General features: G+C 60.5%; 17 protein-coding genes and 1 tRNA gene. 6 read left to right on the forward strand and 12 right to left on the reverse strand.

Annotated elements, in window-relative coordinates:
• Window positions 1-60: 60 nt before the first annotated feature.
• Entirely contained in the window at window positions 61-2,307 is a 2,247-nt protein-coding gene (locus QQL28_RS40425) for a TOMM precursor leader peptide-binding protein (RefSeq protein WP_284274660.1), read from the reverse strand.
• 809 nt (window positions 2,308-3,116) lie between these two features.
• Here QQL28_RS40425 and QQL28_RS40430 point away from each other — a divergent pair.
• The 4 genes from QQL28_RS40430 (at window position 3,117) to QQL28_RS40445 (ending at window position 7,012) form a co-directional block, all read left to right on the forward strand.
• On the forward strand, window positions 3,117-3,992 hold the full coding sequence (locus QQL28_RS40430) for a VOC family protein (protein WP_284274661.1): 876 nt from the start codon (window positions 3,117-3,119) through the stop codon (window positions 3,990-3,992).
• Window positions 3,993-4,183: 191 nt separating this feature from the next.
• A complete protein-coding gene (gene ilvD / locus QQL28_RS40435; RefSeq protein ID WP_284274662.1) occupies window positions 4,184-6,034 on the forward strand; it encodes a dihydroxy-acid dehydratase in 1,851 nt (616 codons plus the stop codon).
• Window positions 6,035-6,277: 243 nt separating this feature from the next.
• A complete protein-coding gene (locus tag QQL28_RS40440) occupies window positions 6,278-6,604 on the forward strand; it encodes a hypothetical protein (protein WP_284274701.1) in 327 nt (108 codons plus the stop codon).
• 318 nt (window positions 6,605-6,922) lie between these two features.
• Window positions 6,923-7,012 (forward strand) — tRNA-Ser (locus QQL28_RS40445).
• 727 nt (window positions 7,013-7,739) lie between these two features.
• Here QQL28_RS40445 and QQL28_RS40450 read toward each other — a convergent pair.
• From QQL28_RS40450 to QQL28_RS40485, 8 genes are all read right to left on the reverse strand, one after another.
• On the reverse strand, window positions 7,740-7,943 hold the full coding sequence (locus QQL28_RS40450) for a cold-shock protein (RefSeq protein ID WP_284274663.1): 204 nt from the start codon (window positions 7,941-7,943) through the stop codon (window positions 7,740-7,742).
• Between the two features lie 106 nt (window positions 7,944-8,049).
• A complete protein-coding gene (locus QQL28_RS40455) occupies window positions 8,050-8,349 on the reverse strand; it encodes a hypothetical protein (protein ID WP_284274664.1) in 300 nt (99 codons plus the stop codon).
• Between the two features lie 2,118 nt (window positions 8,350-10,467).
• The gene (locus tag QQL28_RS40460) at window positions 10,468-10,806 is read right to left on the reverse strand and encodes a hypothetical protein (RefSeq protein ID WP_284274665.1); all 339 of its coding nucleotides are present in this window, start codon (window positions 10,804-10,806) and stop codon (window positions 10,468-10,470) included.
• On the reverse strand, window positions 10,803-11,123 hold the full coding sequence (locus QQL28_RS40465; RefSeq protein ID WP_284274666.1) for a hypothetical protein: 321 nt from the start codon (window positions 11,121-11,123) through the stop codon (window positions 10,803-10,805). Before QQL28_RS40465 ends, QQL28_RS40460 begins: the two co-directional genes overlap by 4 nt.
• Window positions 11,124-11,126: 3 nt before the next feature.
• Window positions 11,127-11,324, reverse strand: a complete 198-nt coding sequence (locus QQL28_RS40470) for a helix-turn-helix transcriptional regulator (protein WP_284274668.1) — start codon at window positions 11,322-11,324, stop codon at window positions 11,127-11,129.
• An 87-nt stretch (window positions 11,325-11,411) separates the two neighbouring features.
• Entirely contained in the window at window positions 11,412-11,822 is a 411-nt protein-coding gene (locus QQL28_RS40475; RefSeq protein WP_284274669.1) for a hypothetical protein, read from the reverse strand.
• Window positions 11,819-13,048: a tyrosine-type recombinase/integrase gene (locus tag QQL28_RS40480; RefSeq protein ID WP_284274670.1), complete on the reverse strand. Its 1,230-nt coding sequence runs from the start codon at window positions 13,046-13,048 to the stop codon at window positions 11,819-11,821. Before QQL28_RS40480 ends, QQL28_RS40475 begins: the two co-directional genes overlap by 4 nt.
• Before the next feature lie 217 nt (window positions 13,049-13,265).
• On the reverse strand, window positions 13,266-13,550 hold the full coding sequence (locus QQL28_RS40485; RefSeq protein ID WP_284274671.1) for a DUF6894 family protein: 285 nt from the start codon (window positions 13,548-13,550) through the stop codon (window positions 13,266-13,268).
• Between the two features lie 648 nt (window positions 13,551-14,198).
• Here QQL28_RS40485 and QQL28_RS40490 point away from each other — a divergent pair.
• The gene (locus QQL28_RS40490; protein WP_284274672.1) at window positions 14,199-14,375 is read left to right on the forward strand and encodes a hypothetical protein; all 177 of its coding nucleotides are present in this window, start codon (window positions 14,199-14,201) and stop codon (window positions 14,373-14,375) included.
• 109 nt (window positions 14,376-14,484) lie between these two features.
• On the opposite strand, the gene QQL28_RS40495 is transcribed toward QQL28_RS40490, so the two are convergent.
• Window positions 14,485-14,946 carry a hypothetical protein gene (locus QQL28_RS40495; RefSeq protein ID WP_284274673.1) on the reverse strand — a complete coding sequence of 154 codons (462 nt, stop codon included), beginning with the start codon at window positions 14,944-14,946 and terminating at the stop codon, window positions 14,485-14,487.
• A gap of 529 nt (window positions 14,947-15,475) precedes the next feature.
• On the opposite strand from QQL28_RS40495, the gene QQL28_RS40500 reads away from it, so the two are divergent.
• The gene (locus QQL28_RS40500) at window positions 15,476-15,658 is read left to right on the forward strand and encodes a hypothetical protein (protein ID WP_284274674.1); all 183 of its coding nucleotides are present in this window, start codon (window positions 15,476-15,478) and stop codon (window positions 15,656-15,658) included.
• 99 nt (window positions 15,659-15,757) lie between these two features.
• On the opposite strand, the gene QQL28_RS40505 is transcribed toward QQL28_RS40500, so the two are convergent.
• Window positions 15,758-16,303: a hypothetical protein gene (locus tag QQL28_RS40505; protein WP_284274675.1), complete on the reverse strand. Its 546-nt coding sequence runs from the start codon at window positions 16,301-16,303 to the stop codon at window positions 15,758-15,760.
• Window positions 16,304-17,485: 1,182 nt separating this feature from the next.
• The gene (locus tag QQL28_RS40515) at window positions 17,486-17,698 is read right to left on the reverse strand and encodes a hypothetical protein (RefSeq protein WP_284274676.1); all 213 of its coding nucleotides are present in this window, start codon (window positions 17,696-17,698) and stop codon (window positions 17,486-17,488) included.
• Window positions 17,699-17,936 lie beyond the last annotated feature (238 nt).

Here is a 17,936-nt window from a genome sequence, read left to right on the forward strand (position 1 = left end):
TGTCTGGCGCGGTCTTCCTGGTCGGCTTTTTCCGGGGAGCGCGCACGAAAGAGCAGTCCTTCAGGTGTGTGGAAGGAATGAAGTCAGTTCGCTTTCCAGTCGCGGCCGCTCCAGCAATCCAAGCTTCACCGGCACGTCGTAAAGGCGGCCCGGCGCGAAGCGGCGGTAGAAATGACGCAAGCCCGGAACGAGCACTCTAACGACGGGGACCTCAACGTCGGGCCGTGTCTGGTCAAGCACGAGGAAATCGTAACCTGCGCGGGTGGCGATCTCGACGCAGGCATTGACCTGATCACGCGTATTGTTGTGAACCTTGAAGCTCGGCGCCGGGGGGATGATCGGGGTCTCGCTCGGTATCAGGAACGGGTAGTCTTCCAGGCGCAGCGGTGTGACGCCGTCAAGCGTCGGCTTCTCGCCGCTTGCGCCGCCCATCATGCCGACGGACATGAACTGGGTCAGCTCGGTGAGGGAACGCAGCAGGGCTATGCGGCGGTCGAAATGCGCGCCGGAGCCGAACTCGATATTCTCGTGTCCATTCTGCATCCAGTGCATGATCGCCACGTAAGTCGGAATGCCGAGATCGCTGGTGACGTCGAGCACCCACAGCTTGCGCCCGGCTTCCGTGAATTGGGCTTGGAGGTCCCGGACATAGAAATCGTCGAATTGCGTGAGGTCGACCTCGGCGCGCTGCACGCGGTTGTACCACCAGATCGCGTAGGCATCGCGCTCGATCAGTTCGAGGAAGCCTTGAACGACGGCTTCGTCGCGGGTGTTGCCGGCCGCGCAGCCGTTGGAATCCGTATGGAAGCCGCCATAGAAAAAGTACAAGAGACCGGTCGGAAGATATTTGAAGCGTTTGTCGCGCAACGATGAGACCGGCGACCACTCGGTCCTCGTCGATGGCTCGAGCGGCTCGGGAACCGGATGGGGATCGTCCGGCTGCTGAAGAAACCTGTTCATGAACTGCGTTTCGCTGAAGAGCTGGATATCGTTGGGAAGTAGGGCCTCGCCGGGCGCGAAATCGACGAAGCGGCGAGTCGTCCTGATCTCGTCGCCCTGGAAAATACCCGAATAGCGCTCGATCGATTCCATCAGCGCGCTGGCCTCGCCCTGCTCGGCGGTCGAGCCCTTACCAAAACTTCCGCCGCTCAATCCGGACCTGAGCTGGTCGATGCTCCGGGCCGGTGCGGAGAAATTGTGCTGGGCGAAGTAGTTGGTATTCATCGGCAGATCGGCGTCGATCCGCTCGAGCCTGGTCACCACGCCGGTCAGCGGGCTCACATGCTTGCGGAAGCGCGACACCGTCGCCCGAGACGTCACGGTGCGATAACCACCGCTGGTCATGACGAGCTTCTTGCCTTCGCCGATCTCAACCGGCGTCGGAGATCGGCGCGGGCTGTGCAGCTTCTTGCTGCCGCAGGTCGGACATTGCGGGCGCCGCGCGACGTAGTGCTTGGCGATGACGGCGCCGGTCAGGTCGAAGCTTGCGATGTGATCGCGCAGATCGGTGCGAAAGCCCGAGGCGATTGCCTTGGCGATCTCGACGGCTGCGAAATGGATTGCGGTCTGTCCGACGCTATCGTTGGCGAGCGGCGAAACGGCGACCGCACGCGCCGGTGCCCGGTCAAGAAACCCCTTGATCTCCCGGTTGCGGATCATGCGATCGAACAGGCAGGTCCAGCACGAGCTCTCACCGGGCTTGAACATGGGCCCGACCAGCGGAAATGCGCCGGACGGTTGTACCAGCAGCCAGGGCGTCTTGCCGGCCACACGCTCCTGGTTCAGTTCAGCGAGCCGACGGTCCAGATAATCGTTCACCAGCGTGATCTTGAGCTTCGGCGCGCGCTTGGCGATTTGAACGCTGAGCTTGCTCAAGGCCGCCGTTAGCTCGCTGGCGCCTTTGACGTCGATCGACTCGACCTGCACGGGGCAATCGCGAAGATTCTGTTCCGCGACCTCCAAAGACAAGCCGATGCTCGCCCAAAAACCGCCGGTGGCGCCGTCGAATGTTTGTGAGGTCTGCGCGACGACATATCGGCGATCGAGGAGCCGCTTGAGCGCTTCATCGATCTTGTCGGCCGGGAACGACTTCGAAAGCTGACGAATGATCTCCCGCCTCGCCTTGCCATGCTTTCCGATCGCGGTGGCCAAGGCGCAATAGAGTTCGCCGTGCAGGAAGAACTTGCGATCCTCGGAGTAGAGACAAACCGCATCGGGAGGCAGTACATAGGCGGTGAAGTTCGGTGCAAATCGCAGGATGTCTTTGCGGGTCTGCCGCACAACGCGGGTCTTGCGATTGCCAGTCATTGAGTCAGCACGCTGATCCTGTTGACGCTACGTTAGATCGCCGCAGAGGCACGCGTCGTAACCAACCCAAGGAATTGGCCGGCCCGTTTCTCGCGGCCGGCCAATGATATTATCGGCTTGTGGACACGCCATCGGAACGCGCCGTGGCCTAGCACCAGCGGCAGCGGCCCCACGATGCGCAGCAACCTGCGCATGATACCACGGCACATCCCACCACGGCACATCCGGCACATCGGCAACCGACGCCACACCGACAGCTTCGGCACGCTCGACAGCCTCTGCAGCCGCGGCAACCGCCGCATCCGCGCCAGGCCACCTGCACGCCGCCGGCCACGTCTTCCTTGTCGAAGAGATGGAAGGTGGCGAGGCTGACGTCGGCCATTTCCTCTTCGCCGAGCGTGATTGCCTGACCGGGTACAAGGTGGGGCATTTGCTGTACGTCGGCTGCTGGCACGGCTGACGCCGATGCGCCTCCCGCCAGCGAGAAAGTCAACCCTGCGGCTCCGAACGCCGGCACGGCCACTTTGGTCACTCGCTTCTTCCGTTTAGAAGATTGCTTCGCCTGCCGCATGGTCGAACCTCCGCGCATTGCAAGGTATCCCAGCCTCGGTAACTCTACGCCCAGGAAACAGGGCAAGCAAGAATCACGCGTAGAAAACGTGGCGCACGTTCCGGGTGCATTCATCTTCATGAACGATATCGGCACGTCCCGTTGACAGGGCATGGACGATCCACGCACGTTGCGCAGGTGCACTGCGTGCAGCCTGGTGCAGCCGCTATTGCATCCAAGCCTGAACGGAGAGATCGGCGTGGCGGATCAATTCGGACGTTTCGCTTGGTATGAACTCCTGACCACGGATGTCGCGGCAGCCGGCGCCTTTTATCGCGGGGTCGTCGGCTGGAGTGTGAAGGATGAATCGACGCCGGAGCTGGCTTACACGGTGCTTGGTCGTGGCGGCGCTCGGGTAGGCGGAATTATGGATCTCCCGGAAGAGGGGCGGAGATTGGGGGCAACGCCGAGATGGATCGGTTACGTCGCCGTCGATGACCTGGATGGGGCCGCCGCGCAGGTCAGGCGCCTCGGAGGCGCGATCTTTGTGCCGCCGACCGACACCAATATTGGCCGGATTGCAGTGGTTGCCGATCCGCAAAAGGCGACGTTTGGGCTGATCGAGGAACCGACACGCGCCCGATGGAAACCTCACGGGCTTGACGCGCCGGGGCGCGTTGGCTGGCATGAGCTCCTGGCCGCAGACCGGAACGTGATCTTCGATTTCTACAGGGAGCAATTTGGTTGGCAGAAGGCCGACGCTCAAACCGAATCGGCGGACTTGTATCAATTGTTTTCGGCGGGTGGGCAGACGGTCGGCGGCATGCTCACAAAACTTCCGAGCGTAGCGCAGCCGTGCTGGCTGCATTACTTCAATGTCGACGACATGGGCGCGGCCACAAGGCATGTGAATGCTGGCGGAGGCCGGATCCTCCAGGGGCCGATCGAATTGCCTGATGGCTGCTGGATCGCGCGATGTGTCGATCCTCAAGGCGCCCTGTTTGCGTTGCAAGGTGCTCGAGGTCAGACAGGCATCGAGCGATCCTCTGCCTCGGAAGTCGGGTGGTCCGCCAAGTGGGGTGGCATTGCTTCTCAGGGCAGAATGGTGCTGCCCAAGCCAAAGCGCCCGCTCTAGCGTCTGCCTTGCGCCGACGCGGCCATGAGCCGCGCCGGGAGCAGGGGAGGCCTGCGCACGCGGCTTTTGGGCCCGGTTCGGGCCAAGTTCCCGTTGCGCAGGGCCAGCCCGTGCGCTATCCGGCCGGAAAGGCCTGAGGCGGCTTCCGAATTTCCCCGCCCGGGCCGACTCCAACCAGGACGGAAACCGCTATGCCAGCCTATCGCTCCCGCACCACCACCCACGGCCGCAACATGGCGGGCGCGCGCGGCCTCTGGCGCGCGACGGGCATGAAGGATGCGGATTTCGGCAAGCCGATCATCGCGGTCGTCAACTCCTTCACCCAGTTCGTCCCGGGCCACGTCCACCTCAAGGACCTCGGCCAGCTCGTCGCCCGCGAGATCGAGCAGGCCGGCGGTGTGGCGAAGGAGTTCAACACCATCGCCGTCGACGATGGCATCGCCATGGGCCATGACGGCATGCTCTACAGCCTGCCGTCGCGCGAATTGATCGCCGACAGCGTCGAGTACATGGCCAATGCGCACTGCGCCGACGGCCTCGTCTGCATCTCCAATTGCGACAAGATCACGCCCGGCATGCTGATGGCGGCGCTGCGGCTCAATATCCCCGCGGTGTTCGTCTCGGGCGGGCCGATGGAGGCCGGCAAGGTCAAGCTGCACGGCAAGACGCATGCGGTCGATCTGATCGACGCGATGGTTGCCGCCGCCGATTCCAAGGTCAGCGACGAAGACGTCAAGGTGATCGAGCGCTCGGCGTGCCCGACCTGCGGCTCGTGCTCGGGCATGTTCACCGCCAATTCCATGAACTGCCTCACCGAGGCGCTCGGCCTGGCGCTGCCCGGCAACGGCTCGGTGGTCGCGACCCATGCCGATCGCAAGCGCCTGTTCGTCGAGGCTGGCCATACCATCGTCGACCTCGTCCGCCGCTACTACGAGCAGGACGACGCCTCGGTGCTGCCGCGCAACGTCGCGAATTTCACGGCATTCGAGAACGCGATGACGCTGGATATCGCGATGGGCGGCTCGACCAACACCGTGCTGCATCTGCTTGCGGCTGCCCATGAAGGGCAGGTCGAGTTCACCATGCGCGACATCGACCGTCTGTCGCGGCGCGTCCCCGTGCTGTGCAAGGTCGCTCCTTCCGTGGCCGACGTCCACGTCGAGGACGTGCACCGCGCCGGCGGCATCATGGGCATCTTGGGCGAGCTCGACCGCGCCGGTCTGATCGATACCAAGGTCTCGACCGTGCATGCGCCGACCATGGCGGACGCGCTGGAGCGCTGGGACGTCAAGCGTTCCAAGAGCGAACAGGTCCGCACCTTCTATCGCGCCTCGCCCGGCGGCATCCCCACCCAAGTCGCCTTCAGCCAGGAGCGCCGCTATGACGAGCTCGATCTCGACCGCGAGAAGGGCGTGGTGCGCGATCTCGAACACGCCTTCAGCAAGGACGGCGGCCTCGCCGTGCTCTACGGCAATCTCGCGCAGGACGGCTGCATCGTGAAGACGGCGGGCGTCGATGCCTCGATCCTGAAATTCTCCGGCCCCGCGCGCGTGTTCGAGAGCCAGGACGCGGCGGTTGAAGGCATTTTGGGCGGCAAGGTCGTCGCAGGCGAAGTCGTGGTCGTGCGCTACGAAGGTCCGCGCGGCGGGCCGGGCATGCAGGAGATGCTCTATCCGACCAGCTACCTGAAGTCGGTCGGCCTTGGCAAAGCCTGCGCGCTCGTCACCGACGGTCGTTTCTCCGGAGGCTCTTCGGGCCTGTCGATCGGCCATCTGTCGCCCGAAGCCGCCGAAGGCGGCAACATCGGCCTCGTGCGCGACGGCGACCGCATCGCGATCGACATCCCGAACCGCAGCATCCAGCTTGACGTCTCCGACGAGGAGCTCGCCAAGCGCCGCGCGGCGGAGGAGGCCAAGGGCGAGAGCGCGTGGCAGCCGCAGAACCGCAAGCGCAACGTCTCGACTGCGCTGCAAGCCTATGCCGCACTGACCACCAGCGCCGCGCGCGGCGCCGTGCGCGAGGTCAAGCGCCGCTCGAACTGAGCGGGCTATCGCGCGCAGCGACCAGCGATCACGGCGTGCATGGTCAATGAAGCGTTAGCGGCCGGCCAGAATTGTCCGGTCACATTAAGGATGCCCCAACGAACTTTCGTCGATGCGGATTTCGCAGCGTATACTGCTGCACGCCGAGCTTCGGATCCAAATCATTTTCCGCGCAACTGGGGCACCACCACTATGTCACGTACCATTGCCGTCGTTTTCGCCAGCGCAACCGCCGCCATCGCCATGACGGGCGCAGCGTCCGCCGGCTGCTACAATTGCTACACCCCGCCGCCGTGCACGACCTGCTACCAGCAGCAATACGTGGCGCCGCAGTATCGCACCGTCGATGAGACCGTGATGGTCTCGCCCGGTTCGGTTGTCGCCCATCGCACGCCCGCGCAGTACCGCACCGTGATGGTCCCGCAGACGGTGATGGTCGCGCCGCCCGGCGTGCAGTACGAGCGCATCCCGCCGCAGTATGCAACGCGCCAGCGCGTCGAGATGGTCTCGCCGGGCTATTCCTATTACGCGCCGGTCGCGACGGGCTGCGCTTCCTGCGGCGGCTACTGAACCGGACCAGGTTGCAGACAAAAAGCGCGGCGCCCCTGGCGCCGCGCTTTCGTTTGAAGCGAACGAGGCCCGGAGTTGGAGACCAGTCCAACCGGGCCTCGTAACCGGCGATGCCCTGGGCGGCGGCGCCGATGTTGCGAAATTGATTGTGTCCGGCCGCGTCGCGAGGGCCGTCGCGAACGCGCGCAGCTTAAAGCGCCAAGCTGACAGCGACCTTACAGCTGGTTCCGGTGGGCGAGGGCACTTCGCGCCTCGACCCGCCCAATTTCGCGTTGTCTTTGCGTGCCGCCTGCGTTAAGCGACTGAAATTCCTGCCATGGAAGGGTGGCCGAGTGGTTTAAGGCACCGGTCTTGAAAACCGGCGTGCCCGCAAGGGTACCGTGGGTTCGAATCCCACCCCTTCCGCCAAAACATCAGCAAAATCAAATATTTAGTCCTGATTTCGCCGGTCAGCGCACAAATGAACGTACAAGGCCTCAACGAGCGGGCGTGCCTTCCAACGAAACCTGTTTGCCGGCTCCGCGAAGTGCTCCCGAAATAGAGCCGGCCCAAGCTCGCGCACATAGACCAATGGGGATTCGGTCATGTGGGCATTCATTGAAGATCTGTATCGGGACTATTGCCTAACTCGGTTGCAGGAGATCCGGAAGCTCGAACGGTCACAGTAATGGCTCGAGCCAGACGGTTACCGATCGTCCACCGCCTTGACGGCCCTGGCCTTAGCAATCCCATATGGGCGATCATGGGGGCGCCTTCAGGCAACCCACCAGAAACCAGCGGCTCATCTCGCAGAGCGTCGCTGAGGGTGCCCAAGTCCTTTTGTGGTGAAATCTAACAGTGTCCTAGTTTGTTGTCCGGTTCCGTCCAACGGGCCTAAGATGTTCCGATGGGAGCCGAATTGGGCGCGCCTCGGATGGAAATCCTCAGACGATCGTTAGAGCAAGTAACCACTCCGGTTTGCGGGACCTGCAACATCGAGATGGCTTGGTCCCGCTCCGTCCTCATCGCGTCTGAACAGATGATACTGCACGAGTTCGTCTGCCCCCGCTGTAGCAGAATTGCTCAAACGAAGACGCCCGTGCAACCGTCGAAGGAGTAAGGCCCGCCAGCGTGAACCCGGCGGGCCTTGCAAGCTCTAACCAACCCGAAGATTTCCGGCGGATTCCTTGCCGCGGTCCGTGACTACTTCATAGCTGACCTTGGCGCCCTCGTTGAGGCTGCTCAGGCCGGCCTTCTCAACGGCCGAGATATGGACAAATACGTCCTTGCCGCCTTTGTCAGGCTGAATAAACCCATAACCTTTCGTCGGGTTAAACCACTTCACTATCCCTGTAGCCACGTCGATTCTCCCCATTAATTCGAAACATGAAAGGATGGGGTCAGAAATCTGGCGAAACAAAGGGCCCGCGGCAAGCCAGCGGGCCCTGCTGTCAGTCTAAGACGGATTACACCGCAATGGCCTCAAGCGACCGGACCAGAGTGCGATGGAGGAAGAACTCCCAAGGCTTGGTATGCTCGCACTCGGGATCTTCCAGATCGTAAAGGTGCGGCCACTCGCACCCGTAACTGGCCTTCATCTCGGGCGAGACGTGCTTGGTCCAGTGTCGCCAGATCGCGTCACGGTCCAGGCTGAACTTGTCGGCCAGCGCATCGAGAGACGCGCCACCAGCACGCAGCAATTCAACGCGCCATCGCTCGGGATGGCGGCAGACCTGGCAACGGTGATTGGCGATGCGTTCGCCCATGCGCAGTGCTTCCGTGTTGAACCTGGAAGCCCGCTGCCGCGCGATCTACGCGACCCATGAGCACATCGAGCGAACTCGATGGTGGAAATATACGCGATAATCCGTCGCGTTCAAGGAAGAGTTTGTACGCAGCGGTGTGCGTACCGTTGTGACTACAAATTATTTGCAGAAATATCGGGAAAATCTACACAAGTTGACGGATGTTGTTTCCGCCAACGCGATCAAGAATGAGGGTAGGGAAGTGCAACAGCCACCGATCGGCGTCGCGCTGGCGAGTTCGAATGGGTTCGCCTTACGGAGGAAGCCCCCGCCGATGTGTTCGACGGGGGCTGTGCAGGTGGATGGCGCGAGGCTCTGGCTGGAGGGCTCGAGGTGTCGCATCAAGGACCCGCAGCAACATACTAAGCGATAACAGATCTGCCAGAATGTTATTCAAGTCACTTACAGGCCACGCGGCGGTCAGATCCAACTCACGAAAAAGTCAAATGGCCGAGCCGGATCGAAGAAATGCCGAACTAGCGTGAGCGCATTGCGTCGATCGCGTGGGCGATCAAGACCGCTACGCTGGCAGCGATGAGCAGGACAAGCAGCCACGTAATAATCACGTTCACCTCCCGTCATGGGAATTGAACGCGCTGATGCGTGCACAGTCAAAAACAACCCGCCGAAACTCTTAATTTCGGCCTTCGGCTGAGGATTCAAAGCAACTGTTGCGCCCGTAGTCGGTCCTATCGGAATGCCATGACGAGAAGAACCCCAACAACGCACGCCACAAGAGAGAGCAAGTAAATACCCATGGCCAAATCTCATGAAACCCAGGGATTTGAGTGAGAATCTTAGGATTTCAGACGGCTGCTGCCAACTTTTCCCGAGAGCGAAACTGACACAAGTCACAGGATATCGCGTTCAGTCGAACCCTCGCCGAGTCATGTGAGCATCATCACGGAAGCTTGGTCTCGATCGCTTCATGGTCCGGTTCATGGCTGCACAATGCAGCCCAGGAACTAGGGCGGCGAAGACGAACATGACTCTGGACCAAGTTTTTAGTCTCATCACCTTCGCGGCCGGAGCGCTGTTCTACATAATGTTCACAACCTCCCTGCGCCGCAGACTTAGGCGCTGCATGGTTCTCTCGAAAAGCCACCATAGGCCATGATCGAGTAGGCGGCAGGCGTAGCAATCGTAGCACCCCTAAAGGGGTGTGCTACGCTACACCCCATGCCCCGTAGCAATGCTACAGAATGCTACGCTACTGCTACAGTGCTACGGTGCCACATAAAACTGTTCCCCTTTGAAGGATATTTTGATGCGCGATTGAAACGCGCACCGCTGCTCGTTGGTTGGAGAGTAATCGAAACTGCTCTCGGGAGATCCCATGAGCGACGAGGATATGGCCATGCTGTCCGGGTTGGCCGGCTTAGCCTGGTGGACATACGTCTTTCTGCCTCTGGTCTATTTCTATATCTGAGGACAGAACCTTCCGACTTAGAAGGTTTGGCAACCGTGGCCTGCCACCATCATCCCTCACACTTCGGGGGAACACCCCGAGATATAGAGGTAGTGTGGGTTTTCCCTCCTAGGACAGTAGTGTGGGTTTCCCACCCTGGGGATTGTTCCTGACAGTGTGGGTTTTCCCTACTGTGACAGTGTGGGTTTTCCACCCTGGGATTTTGTTTTCGCGATGTCCTCGACTTGGCTTTGCGGGCGAGTCGCGCAAGCAGAATTGCATCGTCGACTGACTTGATGCGACGCCATTCGTGCGTCGGGTTCGGCGTGCTCTTGCAATTGATGCAGGTTAGCCGAAACAGGTTTGGCCACCTAAACTCACCTGCGCTCGGTCGTCCGCGCTGCGTCACTTCCACAAAGCCCAACGCCTCAAGCTCGCGGATTGCCGGCGCGATGGCCTGGCGATCCACCCCATATTCTTCGAAGTGCTCATACGTGACGGGCAGCTTGCCGTTGTCGTTCCCGCCGTGTTGCGCCAGCTCAATACAGATGCGGTCGAACACGCGGTGTGCCGAAAGGCTCAGCACGCGCCATGGTGGACTGGACAGCATCTCGATAGTACGGGCAGAGAACTGCCCGTCTATCTGGTTGTTGCGCCTCTTGCCCAAGCGATCAGCTTTCCTTGGCTCGCTTGGCGAGGCCTTCCAGGAACGTCACCTCGTTCTCGCGCGAGATAAAGACGAACGTGTCGCGCTCCTCGTCCCAGCTTGCGCGCTGGCGAATGATTAGCTCACCGGCCTTGTTGCGATAGGCCGCTGTCGCACGCTGCTCTTTAAGGATGATGGAATCGTCATCATTCCAGTCGAAGTCATCTTCCGCCTCGCCCACAGGAGTAACCTCCGCGATGGTCATCTGATCGAGCTTCGCTAGGTCCGCCTTGAGCGTGGGGCTTTCTACAAGAGGCAGGCCGCAGGTCATTTCAAGCTGTCTGGGGATAACGGGCTTGTTCATAGGCGAGCCTCCGCCTCGACAAGTGCGTCAATCATCTCCGTGAGCGATCCGCGTCCTACGACGATATGGCGCGGCGTCGAAATCCAGTTGCCGTCTTGCCTGCGCTCGAAGATGCGGATCTCAGCTTTCATCGTCCCGTTGTAGTCACGCAGCGTGACGCGAAACTCTTCCCGTCCAGATTTCGTGACCGAGGCAATGAGCCGTTGCGGCCTAGCAGAGGGCTGGTTATATTCGCGTTCGACCTGCCGTCCAGCTTGGTCAGAATTTCCGCGAACCCCGGCGCCCGCCAGCGCCGGGTTTTGCATGTCAGAGGCCATGATCTATGCGGCCTCCGTCGTGCGCGCCGCAATCTTCGATGCAATCCAGGCGTCGACTTCTTCCGAATTCCACGCGCGGGACTGCTTCGAAATGGGGAAATTCTTGGGAAACCAGCCCTCACGCATGCCCCGATAAATTTCGGTAGTGCAGAGGCCAGTCCGTTCCTGAACGCTGCGGATGCGCTCCAGTCGCAGTGTCATTGATTTGTTCTCCGTTGCGTGCGCCTAAGTGCGCTTGCGTTCGGAGAAGTGCCCGAAAAAGTCGGGTGTGTATTGATGTCGAATTAGCTATTTTCGCAACTTGGGCTTCTGTCCATCGACATATATTTTAAGCAAGGGCATCCATTCGAAAATATCTGCGCTACGCTGATCAAGCTCTTTTGGCAGCAGCTTGCCGAGATTTTCCTCTCCCCGTCTAAAGCCGCGCTTCACCTGTTCGAATGAAAACCAGCCTCCCTTCGCTCCAGGATATTGAGCGAGCATTCGCAGGCTCTCAGTTTTTTTGAATCCCCGACTCATGATCCCGCGGACCATCAGATAGACATCTCCAGCGATATCGTCGTCCCACTTTTGGGGGCGGCCGGTGCTTCTGGTGCGCTTGCGCTCAAAAAACTCGTCGACTTGACGGAGCGTCCAGTCGTCTCCGAAGCGCTTGCGAAGCTTCCGCGTCCAAAATGCGGCTCGCTTGTTACCCCTCACTGGCGAGCCCCTCGAGTGACGTTGCCGTCTGTCGATTTCTTACTACTGCAGTAGTCGGCCCAGTCTTGCATCAGGCGCCGTCGCTTCTCCCGCATGTCGCCGCGCCGGTAGGCCGCCTCGACCTTATCGGAGACCGAATGCGATAGCGCCATCTCTGACATTTCGTTAGGGTAGGCGGTCTGCTCGCTGCACCAGTCCTTGAACGCGGAGCGGAAGCCGTGAACTGTCGCCACGTCGCCCTCATAGCCCATTTCCTTGAGGGTTTCTGCCATGGCCATATTCGACAGGCCTTCGCCTTCGTTGCCGCCGGGGAACGCAAATTTGCAGCCATCAACGGCTGGCAGTGCTTCCAGCACAGCAAGGGCGGCGTCGGACAGGGGGACGACATGGTCACGCTTCCGCGCTCCCTTCTTGCCCTTCACGCGCTCCTTGGGAACGGTCCAGGTGCCTTCCTTGCGGTCGAACTCGGGCAGGGTGGCCCCGATCGTGTCCTGAGTGCGCGCGGCCGTCAGGATTGTGAATTCCAACGCGCGGGCGCTGACGCCGTCGCGGGCGCGAAGCTTCGCGATGAACGAAGGCAACTCGCGATACGGGAGAGCAGGGTGGTGACGAACCGGTTTGACTTGAGACCTCGCCGGCAGCAATTGATCTAGATGGCCCTTCCATCTGGCCGGGTTTTCGCCGGTCCGCAGTTTGAGAGCCTTGGCCCGGTCTAGAACTTTTTCGATGCGGCCACGGACGCGGCTGGCTGTCTCGGTCTTTGTGTTCCAGATCGGCTGGAGGATCTTCATGACATGCGCGTCGTCGATTGATCCGACCGGCAGCTTGCCGATAACCGGATACGCATACGCCTCTAGGGTCGCCTCCCACTGCTTGGCGTGCTTCGGGCTCTTCCAGCCAGACTGGTGCGCCTCGATGTAGCCTTTGGCGCACTCCTCGAAGCTCATCGCTTTGGCCTTCTCGACGGCCAGCGCGGCCTTCCTGGCATCCCTTTCAGCGATGGGGTCGACCCCGTCCACCACCAGCAGATGCGCGGCGTTGGCTTTCTTGCGGGCATCCGCCAGCTTCACCTTCGCGACCTCGCCAAGCCCCATCTTCCGGGGAACGCGATTGATCATGAAGCGGAAGACCCAGGCCTTCGTATTGCGGTTGCTGACCTGTAAGTAGAGACCATTTCCGTCCCCGTAGAGGCCTGGCTTTAGGTCCTTACGCTCGACAAATTTCACTGAAAGCTTATTCGTTGCGCGCCCCACGATCGCCCTCTCGACAAACCTACGCACAAATTGATTATGGTTGTGTCCGTAACCGTGCGCAAGAGTCCGCGATGACAATCTCCATATATTTCTGATTTCTATTGAGTATTTGCATTGGTGCGCAATGGTGCGCAGAGTTCCAGAGCGGACACCCCTTCCGCCACTCTCTCGCCTCGTCCGCTGCGGTTCTTCACCCGGGACCAAAACTTCTGCCGGCCGCCGCGGCTGGGTTAATCGCCGTGCGCGTGATCGAAAACTGAACGATGAGGAAAGTCTGCCCGCGGATTCCGGGGCCGTCAGTAACCTCGACACGCCATTTGTTGTCCCGCCACAACGGACCGTCGGGTCCATCGTCGAGAATCTGGCCGCTCAATTCGATCGCCGCAGCTTCTGCAGCTTCGATATCCGGAAGCTCCAGCCCGACGTCATCGAAGACGGAAATGCCGTTGTGAACGTGGAAGAAAAAGCGGGTCATCCGCACGACTCCCCTCCCAGGGACGGCAGCGAGAGCGCCCGATCTCACTCCGCCAATGTGGGTGACGAGACAAAAATAGACCGGCCGTGGAACCCGGAAGGCGGCTCTTTTGAGGGAGATGAATACCCTTAATGGGTAGGTTTCCGGTCAGAGCCCGAGCCGGCGGACTTCGCCTGGTCGGAGCGCATCTGATTTCACGCGCAAGCGGTGCTGCAAGAGCCTCATGACGTGCCCTTGGCCGACGACCAGCGTGACAGCTTCGGCCGCGCGCTCTGGCTCGACCGCTGCAACCCAGTATGACCTTTCCCCGTCGGTCGAGATGACCGCGACTATGGGTAAGCGGACCATCATCAAAGAATTCCATACTGAAAGCCGCAACTGTAAGTTTAAGGAGTTACAAAAACAAGACATGGTCGTGGTTATGGTTAGCGTCGGCAGCCGCCGGCCAGCTGTCGGGGCCGCTCGGTTCAGGGGTGAACACTCAGCCTTCGCGCCTTTGGCTAGGCTTGCACTTGCCGAAACGCGGGAAGCCCTGTTGGCGCGCGCAGCGTCTCAGCTCAATTAGTTATGCTTGGTAACAATGTTAGCTCTGACCTAATCGGGCGATTAAGGTCCGCGTCCCGCTTAGTGCAGAGTTCGGGGGCCCCGATGACCGGTTTCCAAGCCAAGCTAGAACGTTTTGAAAGCCTCGCTGCCGAATGCGAGTTGATTGCCACGCGAATGGATGGAAGCAAGCGCGAGCTATACCTGCGGCTAGGCGAGCGCTATCGCGATCGTGTAAACGATCTGCGCGCCCTGATTGCGTCGTTCGATATCGCCGCATAAAGGCCGGCGGGCCTTTCAAAGCGGTGCAAGCATTTGCCGGTTCGAGCGCAACGCCTCGAGCGACAGGCGTTGCGCCCTGTTCCTGACAGTTCGGTCCGCACGCTCCTTGTCACTCGCAACGTGGCTGCAGATTGAGGCCTCGCAGGAGAGGAGCCAGTCCGTCCGAACTGCAGGGTTTCACTTCACTCACTTGCTTTGACTTGTCGATCGGAGGTGTCTGTGACGTCTTCGCATCAGCGGCCCTGCGCGTTTTGATCTGATACTTGGAAGACGCCGGGTCGTGCCAATGGCGCGCAATGAACTTGGGCTGCGTTCGATCGGCAGTGGGGCTGGCGAGCGGCGGAGCCACAGCGATTGGAGTTGTCAGTTCGGGTGGCTTAGCCACCTCGGCGGCGGTCTTGGGCGCGATTGCTTCCGTGTAGATCGGAAGCCGATCGCCCTTGTTGCCGCTGACGGCCGGAAAACTCGATGCCATGCCGACTTCGGTAGCCGGTGCCGGCGCGCGGCTCGGGCCGAGCGGGGAAACCACGCCAACCACGCACATCGTGCAAGCGGCAATCATCCTGATCATGTCGATTGGTCCCGACCGTCAAGCGCGCCAAGCGTCGAGTCGGAATTTGCCCAGAATAAGACGAGAGGCTTATGCAGCGGGTTAGGTCCTGGACTGCGCTCGGTTGAGGATCCCGCAGGCGAATATCTTTAGGCGGTTCCTGCCCCGCTCCATCGCTGGGGCTGGGGGCTGAATAGCGATGGAGCGGGAGTCGAGGTTTTCGATCGTACCAACGCCGAAATCGACCAAGGTCCTCGACGAGTCACAATGCGACTGTGATTCTGGCCTGTCGGCGGCCAATGCGTGGCATCATTCGTATTACCCACGATGACTCGGCGCAGGTTGGCCGGTGGCACGTGCCATCGTGCAACCGCTCGGAAAAAACTATCGAGTGTTGCAGCGGAGCAATTTTCAAAATCACATTGTTGCCCCAATATCGACACTAGCCGGTCAGGGTTCGACCAGCCGAGACTGGCTAGGCCCGGCACACGTTTCGGCGGGGGCAGTGTGCTGGGCCGCCGATACGGGCACATTGTGGCGGACAATTCGAATGAAATCCGACCGGCTACGTTGGGCGGTAGAGAACGACCGCAAGGACCTCGCTAACTATGAGTCAGACCGACGCTCGGATTGCGACAGCGGTTCCGAGCAGGAGGCTTTGGCCGAGCGCGTTCTGAAGAATCTCGCGCTGATTCGGGCCTATGAGGCCAAGGCAGATGACAAGGTAGATTAGCAGCGCAGATCGCTGGCCACGGGTGGTCAAGCGCGATCAAAACCCGAGGCGATGAAGCCGCCGTCGGATACCGCACGTGCTGGCGTGGACGGGTGCGGCTCAGACCGCGCTGGCGACGTCCTGCTTCTCGTCTCCGCGCGCGACGATATTGATTGCGTGACTTGGCAATGGCCAATTCCGCCGAACGGCACCGAGCGGGATATGCGTCAGGGTTTCCGTGAGTCGTCGCCACCAGGGCGGCGTTACAGTCGACAGTCGTCCCTCCAGGTGAGCGGCTTTCTCTCGGGCTGCCGTAGTTTCAATGTTTGCTTTCAGCAGCTCGGCCAGGAGCTTGCTGGTGCGGCCACACTCTCTCTCGAAGTCCGCCCGGTGACCGCCGGCGATGACCTTCATCTCCGAGAGATCCGCCTGCAAGGTCGCGATGTGCTCCTTCAAGGCGGTGACCACCTCCTGACCGGCGGGGGACTGGGATGCGCGTGTGATAGGAGAATGGCTGATCTCGCTGAGGTCGATCTGGACCAACGTCTTGCCATCGTTCGAACGCGAGCGCGGGAATCGATGTCGCTTGACGAGCGCTCTCGCAGCTTCCGGAGAAATTTTCAACCTTTCGCCCAACTCGGCGTAAGTAAGCATCTCGACGGGCATGTGTGTTTGCTCCCGTATGATCGGACGGTCACCACCCAGACGAGGCGACCATACCAACCGCAGGTTAAGGGCTGGTTTACTATGATTTGGGCTCGGTTCGCCTCAGACCGCGGTGGAGGAGCCTTCCTTTTCGTCGCCGCGGCTTTCGGGGACCGTGGCGCTAGGTCTGGCATCGCGTTGGTAGGCTCAATGCTCGGAGCAGGTCATCGAAGACACCTGACGGGCAGGGTTTGACCTCCGCGACCGGTTTGGCGCGATCGAGTTTCGCAGTTGCCTTGGAAGTTCCCCGCTCGGGCCGAGCTCTGGGCAGCACAACCGCGGATATTCCTCTGCGTGCACTGTGCTTGTGTTGCTCGAGAATCTTCGAAGGCGCTTGCTTCGAAGGTTCTTGCGCAACATTTGAGGTTTGATCCGGCGGTGGCGTCACTTCGCTCGACGAGATCGGCTGCGGGGGCGCCGCAAGCCTATGCGGGATTTCGAGACGGTCCGCCGTCGTCAGCGTATCGCGTGAGCCAACGGCCGTCTGAGCGGGCGGCTCGCTTATAGGCTTTGTCGTGCGCTGCGGTGCCTTGAGCTCCATCACCGCGAGTGTACTGAGGCCAACAATGATGAGAGCCGCTCTCATCTGATTTCACGCTGTCCGAGGAGGAAGCCTCGCTCAAAGCCCGCCGGAAATGAGCTCCCGAAAATCGAAGGCGATTGCAGAGATCCAATGAGGCGGCTTGGCGGCAGAAGTGAACGAGCCGGCGCTGATACGGGATAAGATCGGAGGCAGGGTTAACGCAGCCCAGGGAAGACGCATGAGGTGTTGCGCGATCGGGATACTTGCGGTTGCGTCAGAATGAGCGAGATGCTGGCGACCTGGTCGTCGGTTGGCCACCGCAGGCGGTGACCGTGCGATCACAAGGTGGCTATGACTGCTATCCTTCGAGGTCGATGTATTCACGAAGCCTGCACACAACGTCCGGCAAAGCCTGACGGAGACGTGCCGCGTTCTGGGTGGTGGTCGAGAACGGCGCAAACCGGATCATGGCGTTCCAGCGTCGGTATCCGTAAACAGTGATAGAGACTCCGGATATCGGAAAGCCGTCTATTTTGCGAAGCTCATGAAGGACGAGGTCGGCGATCGCGACAGCAGGAAGCCGCGCTCGCTTTTCATCAGTCCCGGTGGAACTGTTTCCTTCAGGCATCGATGAACGAAACGGCGAAGTTTTCGCAGATTGAGGCAAAGGCCCGTTTCGCTTCAGCGTCCTCGAAGCAAAAGCGCGTTCCGATGTCGGCTCGCTCGATCCACCAATCAAGCCTGGTTCCCCGTGCAATACGCGACGCCTCTGCGCGCAGTTGATCCAGCTGCCTGCCGTAAGCGCGTACGGTTACGCAATTCGTTTCGACCATGGAAATCACCTCAGAACTAAAATCAAACAGTAACGAATAGTGCCGTTGCTTTCTTAAGATGCTGGCTATGCAGTTTGTGCCAGGAAGGGATCACCTCTTGCTCAAAGGCGACGCATGCCGGGCGACCGAGTCGGTAGCGAAGCCGCCGTTACAATTGGTGGCACCGATGCGCTCCCTCAGTGATGGATTCGTCCGTTTCTCCTCGCGGTTATCGACGGTGCATACACGCTTGCACGTA

This window comes from Bradyrhizobium iriomotense (assembly GCF_030160715.1).
Lineage (GTDB): Bacteria > Pseudomonadota > Alphaproteobacteria > Rhizobiales > Xanthobacteraceae > Bradyrhizobium > Bradyrhizobium iriomotense.

Bases quoted from the DNA above. Each gene is read 5' to 3' on its own strand.
- QQL28_RS40425 (WP_284274660.1), bottom strand. From the start codon at position 2,307: ATGACTGGCAATCGCAAGACCCGCGTTGTGCGGCAGACCCGCAAAGAC.
- ilvD (WP_284274662.1), top strand. From the start codon at position 4,184: ATGCCAGCCTATCGCTCCCGCACCACCACCCACGGCCGCAACATGGCG.
- QQL28_RS40440 (WP_284274701.1), top strand. From the start codon at position 6,278: ATGACGGGCGCAGCGTCCGCCGGCTGCTACAATTGCTACACCCCGCCG.
- QQL28_RS40455 (WP_284274664.1), bottom strand. From the start codon at position 8,349: ATGGGCGAACGCATCGCCAATCACCGTTGCCAGGTCTGCCGCCATCCC.
- QQL28_RS40460 (WP_284274665.1), bottom strand. From the start codon at position 10,806: ATGAACAAGCCCGTTATCCCCAGACAGCTTGAAATGACCTGCGGCCTG.
- QQL28_RS40465 (WP_284274666.1), bottom strand. From the start codon at position 11,123: ATGGCCTCTGACATGCAAAACCCGGCGCTGGCGGGCGCCGGGGTTCGC.
- QQL28_RS40470 (WP_284274668.1), bottom strand. From the start codon at position 11,324: ATGACACTGCGACTGGAGCGCATCCGCAGCGTTCAGGAACGGACTGGC.
- QQL28_RS40485 (WP_284274671.1), bottom strand. From the start codon at position 13,550: ATGACCCGCTTTTTCTTCCACGTTCACAACGGCATTTCCGTCTTCGAT.
- QQL28_RS40490 (WP_284274672.1), top strand. From the start codon at position 14,199: ATGACCGGTTTCCAAGCCAAGCTAGAACGTTTTGAAAGCCTCGCTGCC.
- QQL28_RS40495 (WP_284274673.1), bottom strand. From the start codon at position 14,946: ATGATCAGGATGATTGCCGCTTGCACGATGTGCGTGGTTGGCGTGGTT.
- QQL28_RS40500 (WP_284274674.1), top strand. From the start codon at position 15,476: ATGAAATCCGACCGGCTACGTTGGGCGGTAGAGAACGACCGCAAGGAC.
- QQL28_RS40505 (WP_284274675.1), bottom strand. From the start codon at position 16,303: ATGCCCGTCGAGATGCTTACTTACGCCGAGTTGGGCGAAAGGTTGAAA.
- QQL28_RS40515 (WP_284274676.1), bottom strand. From the start codon at position 17,698: ATGGTCGAAACGAATTGCGTAACCGTACGCGCTTACGGCAGGCAGCTG.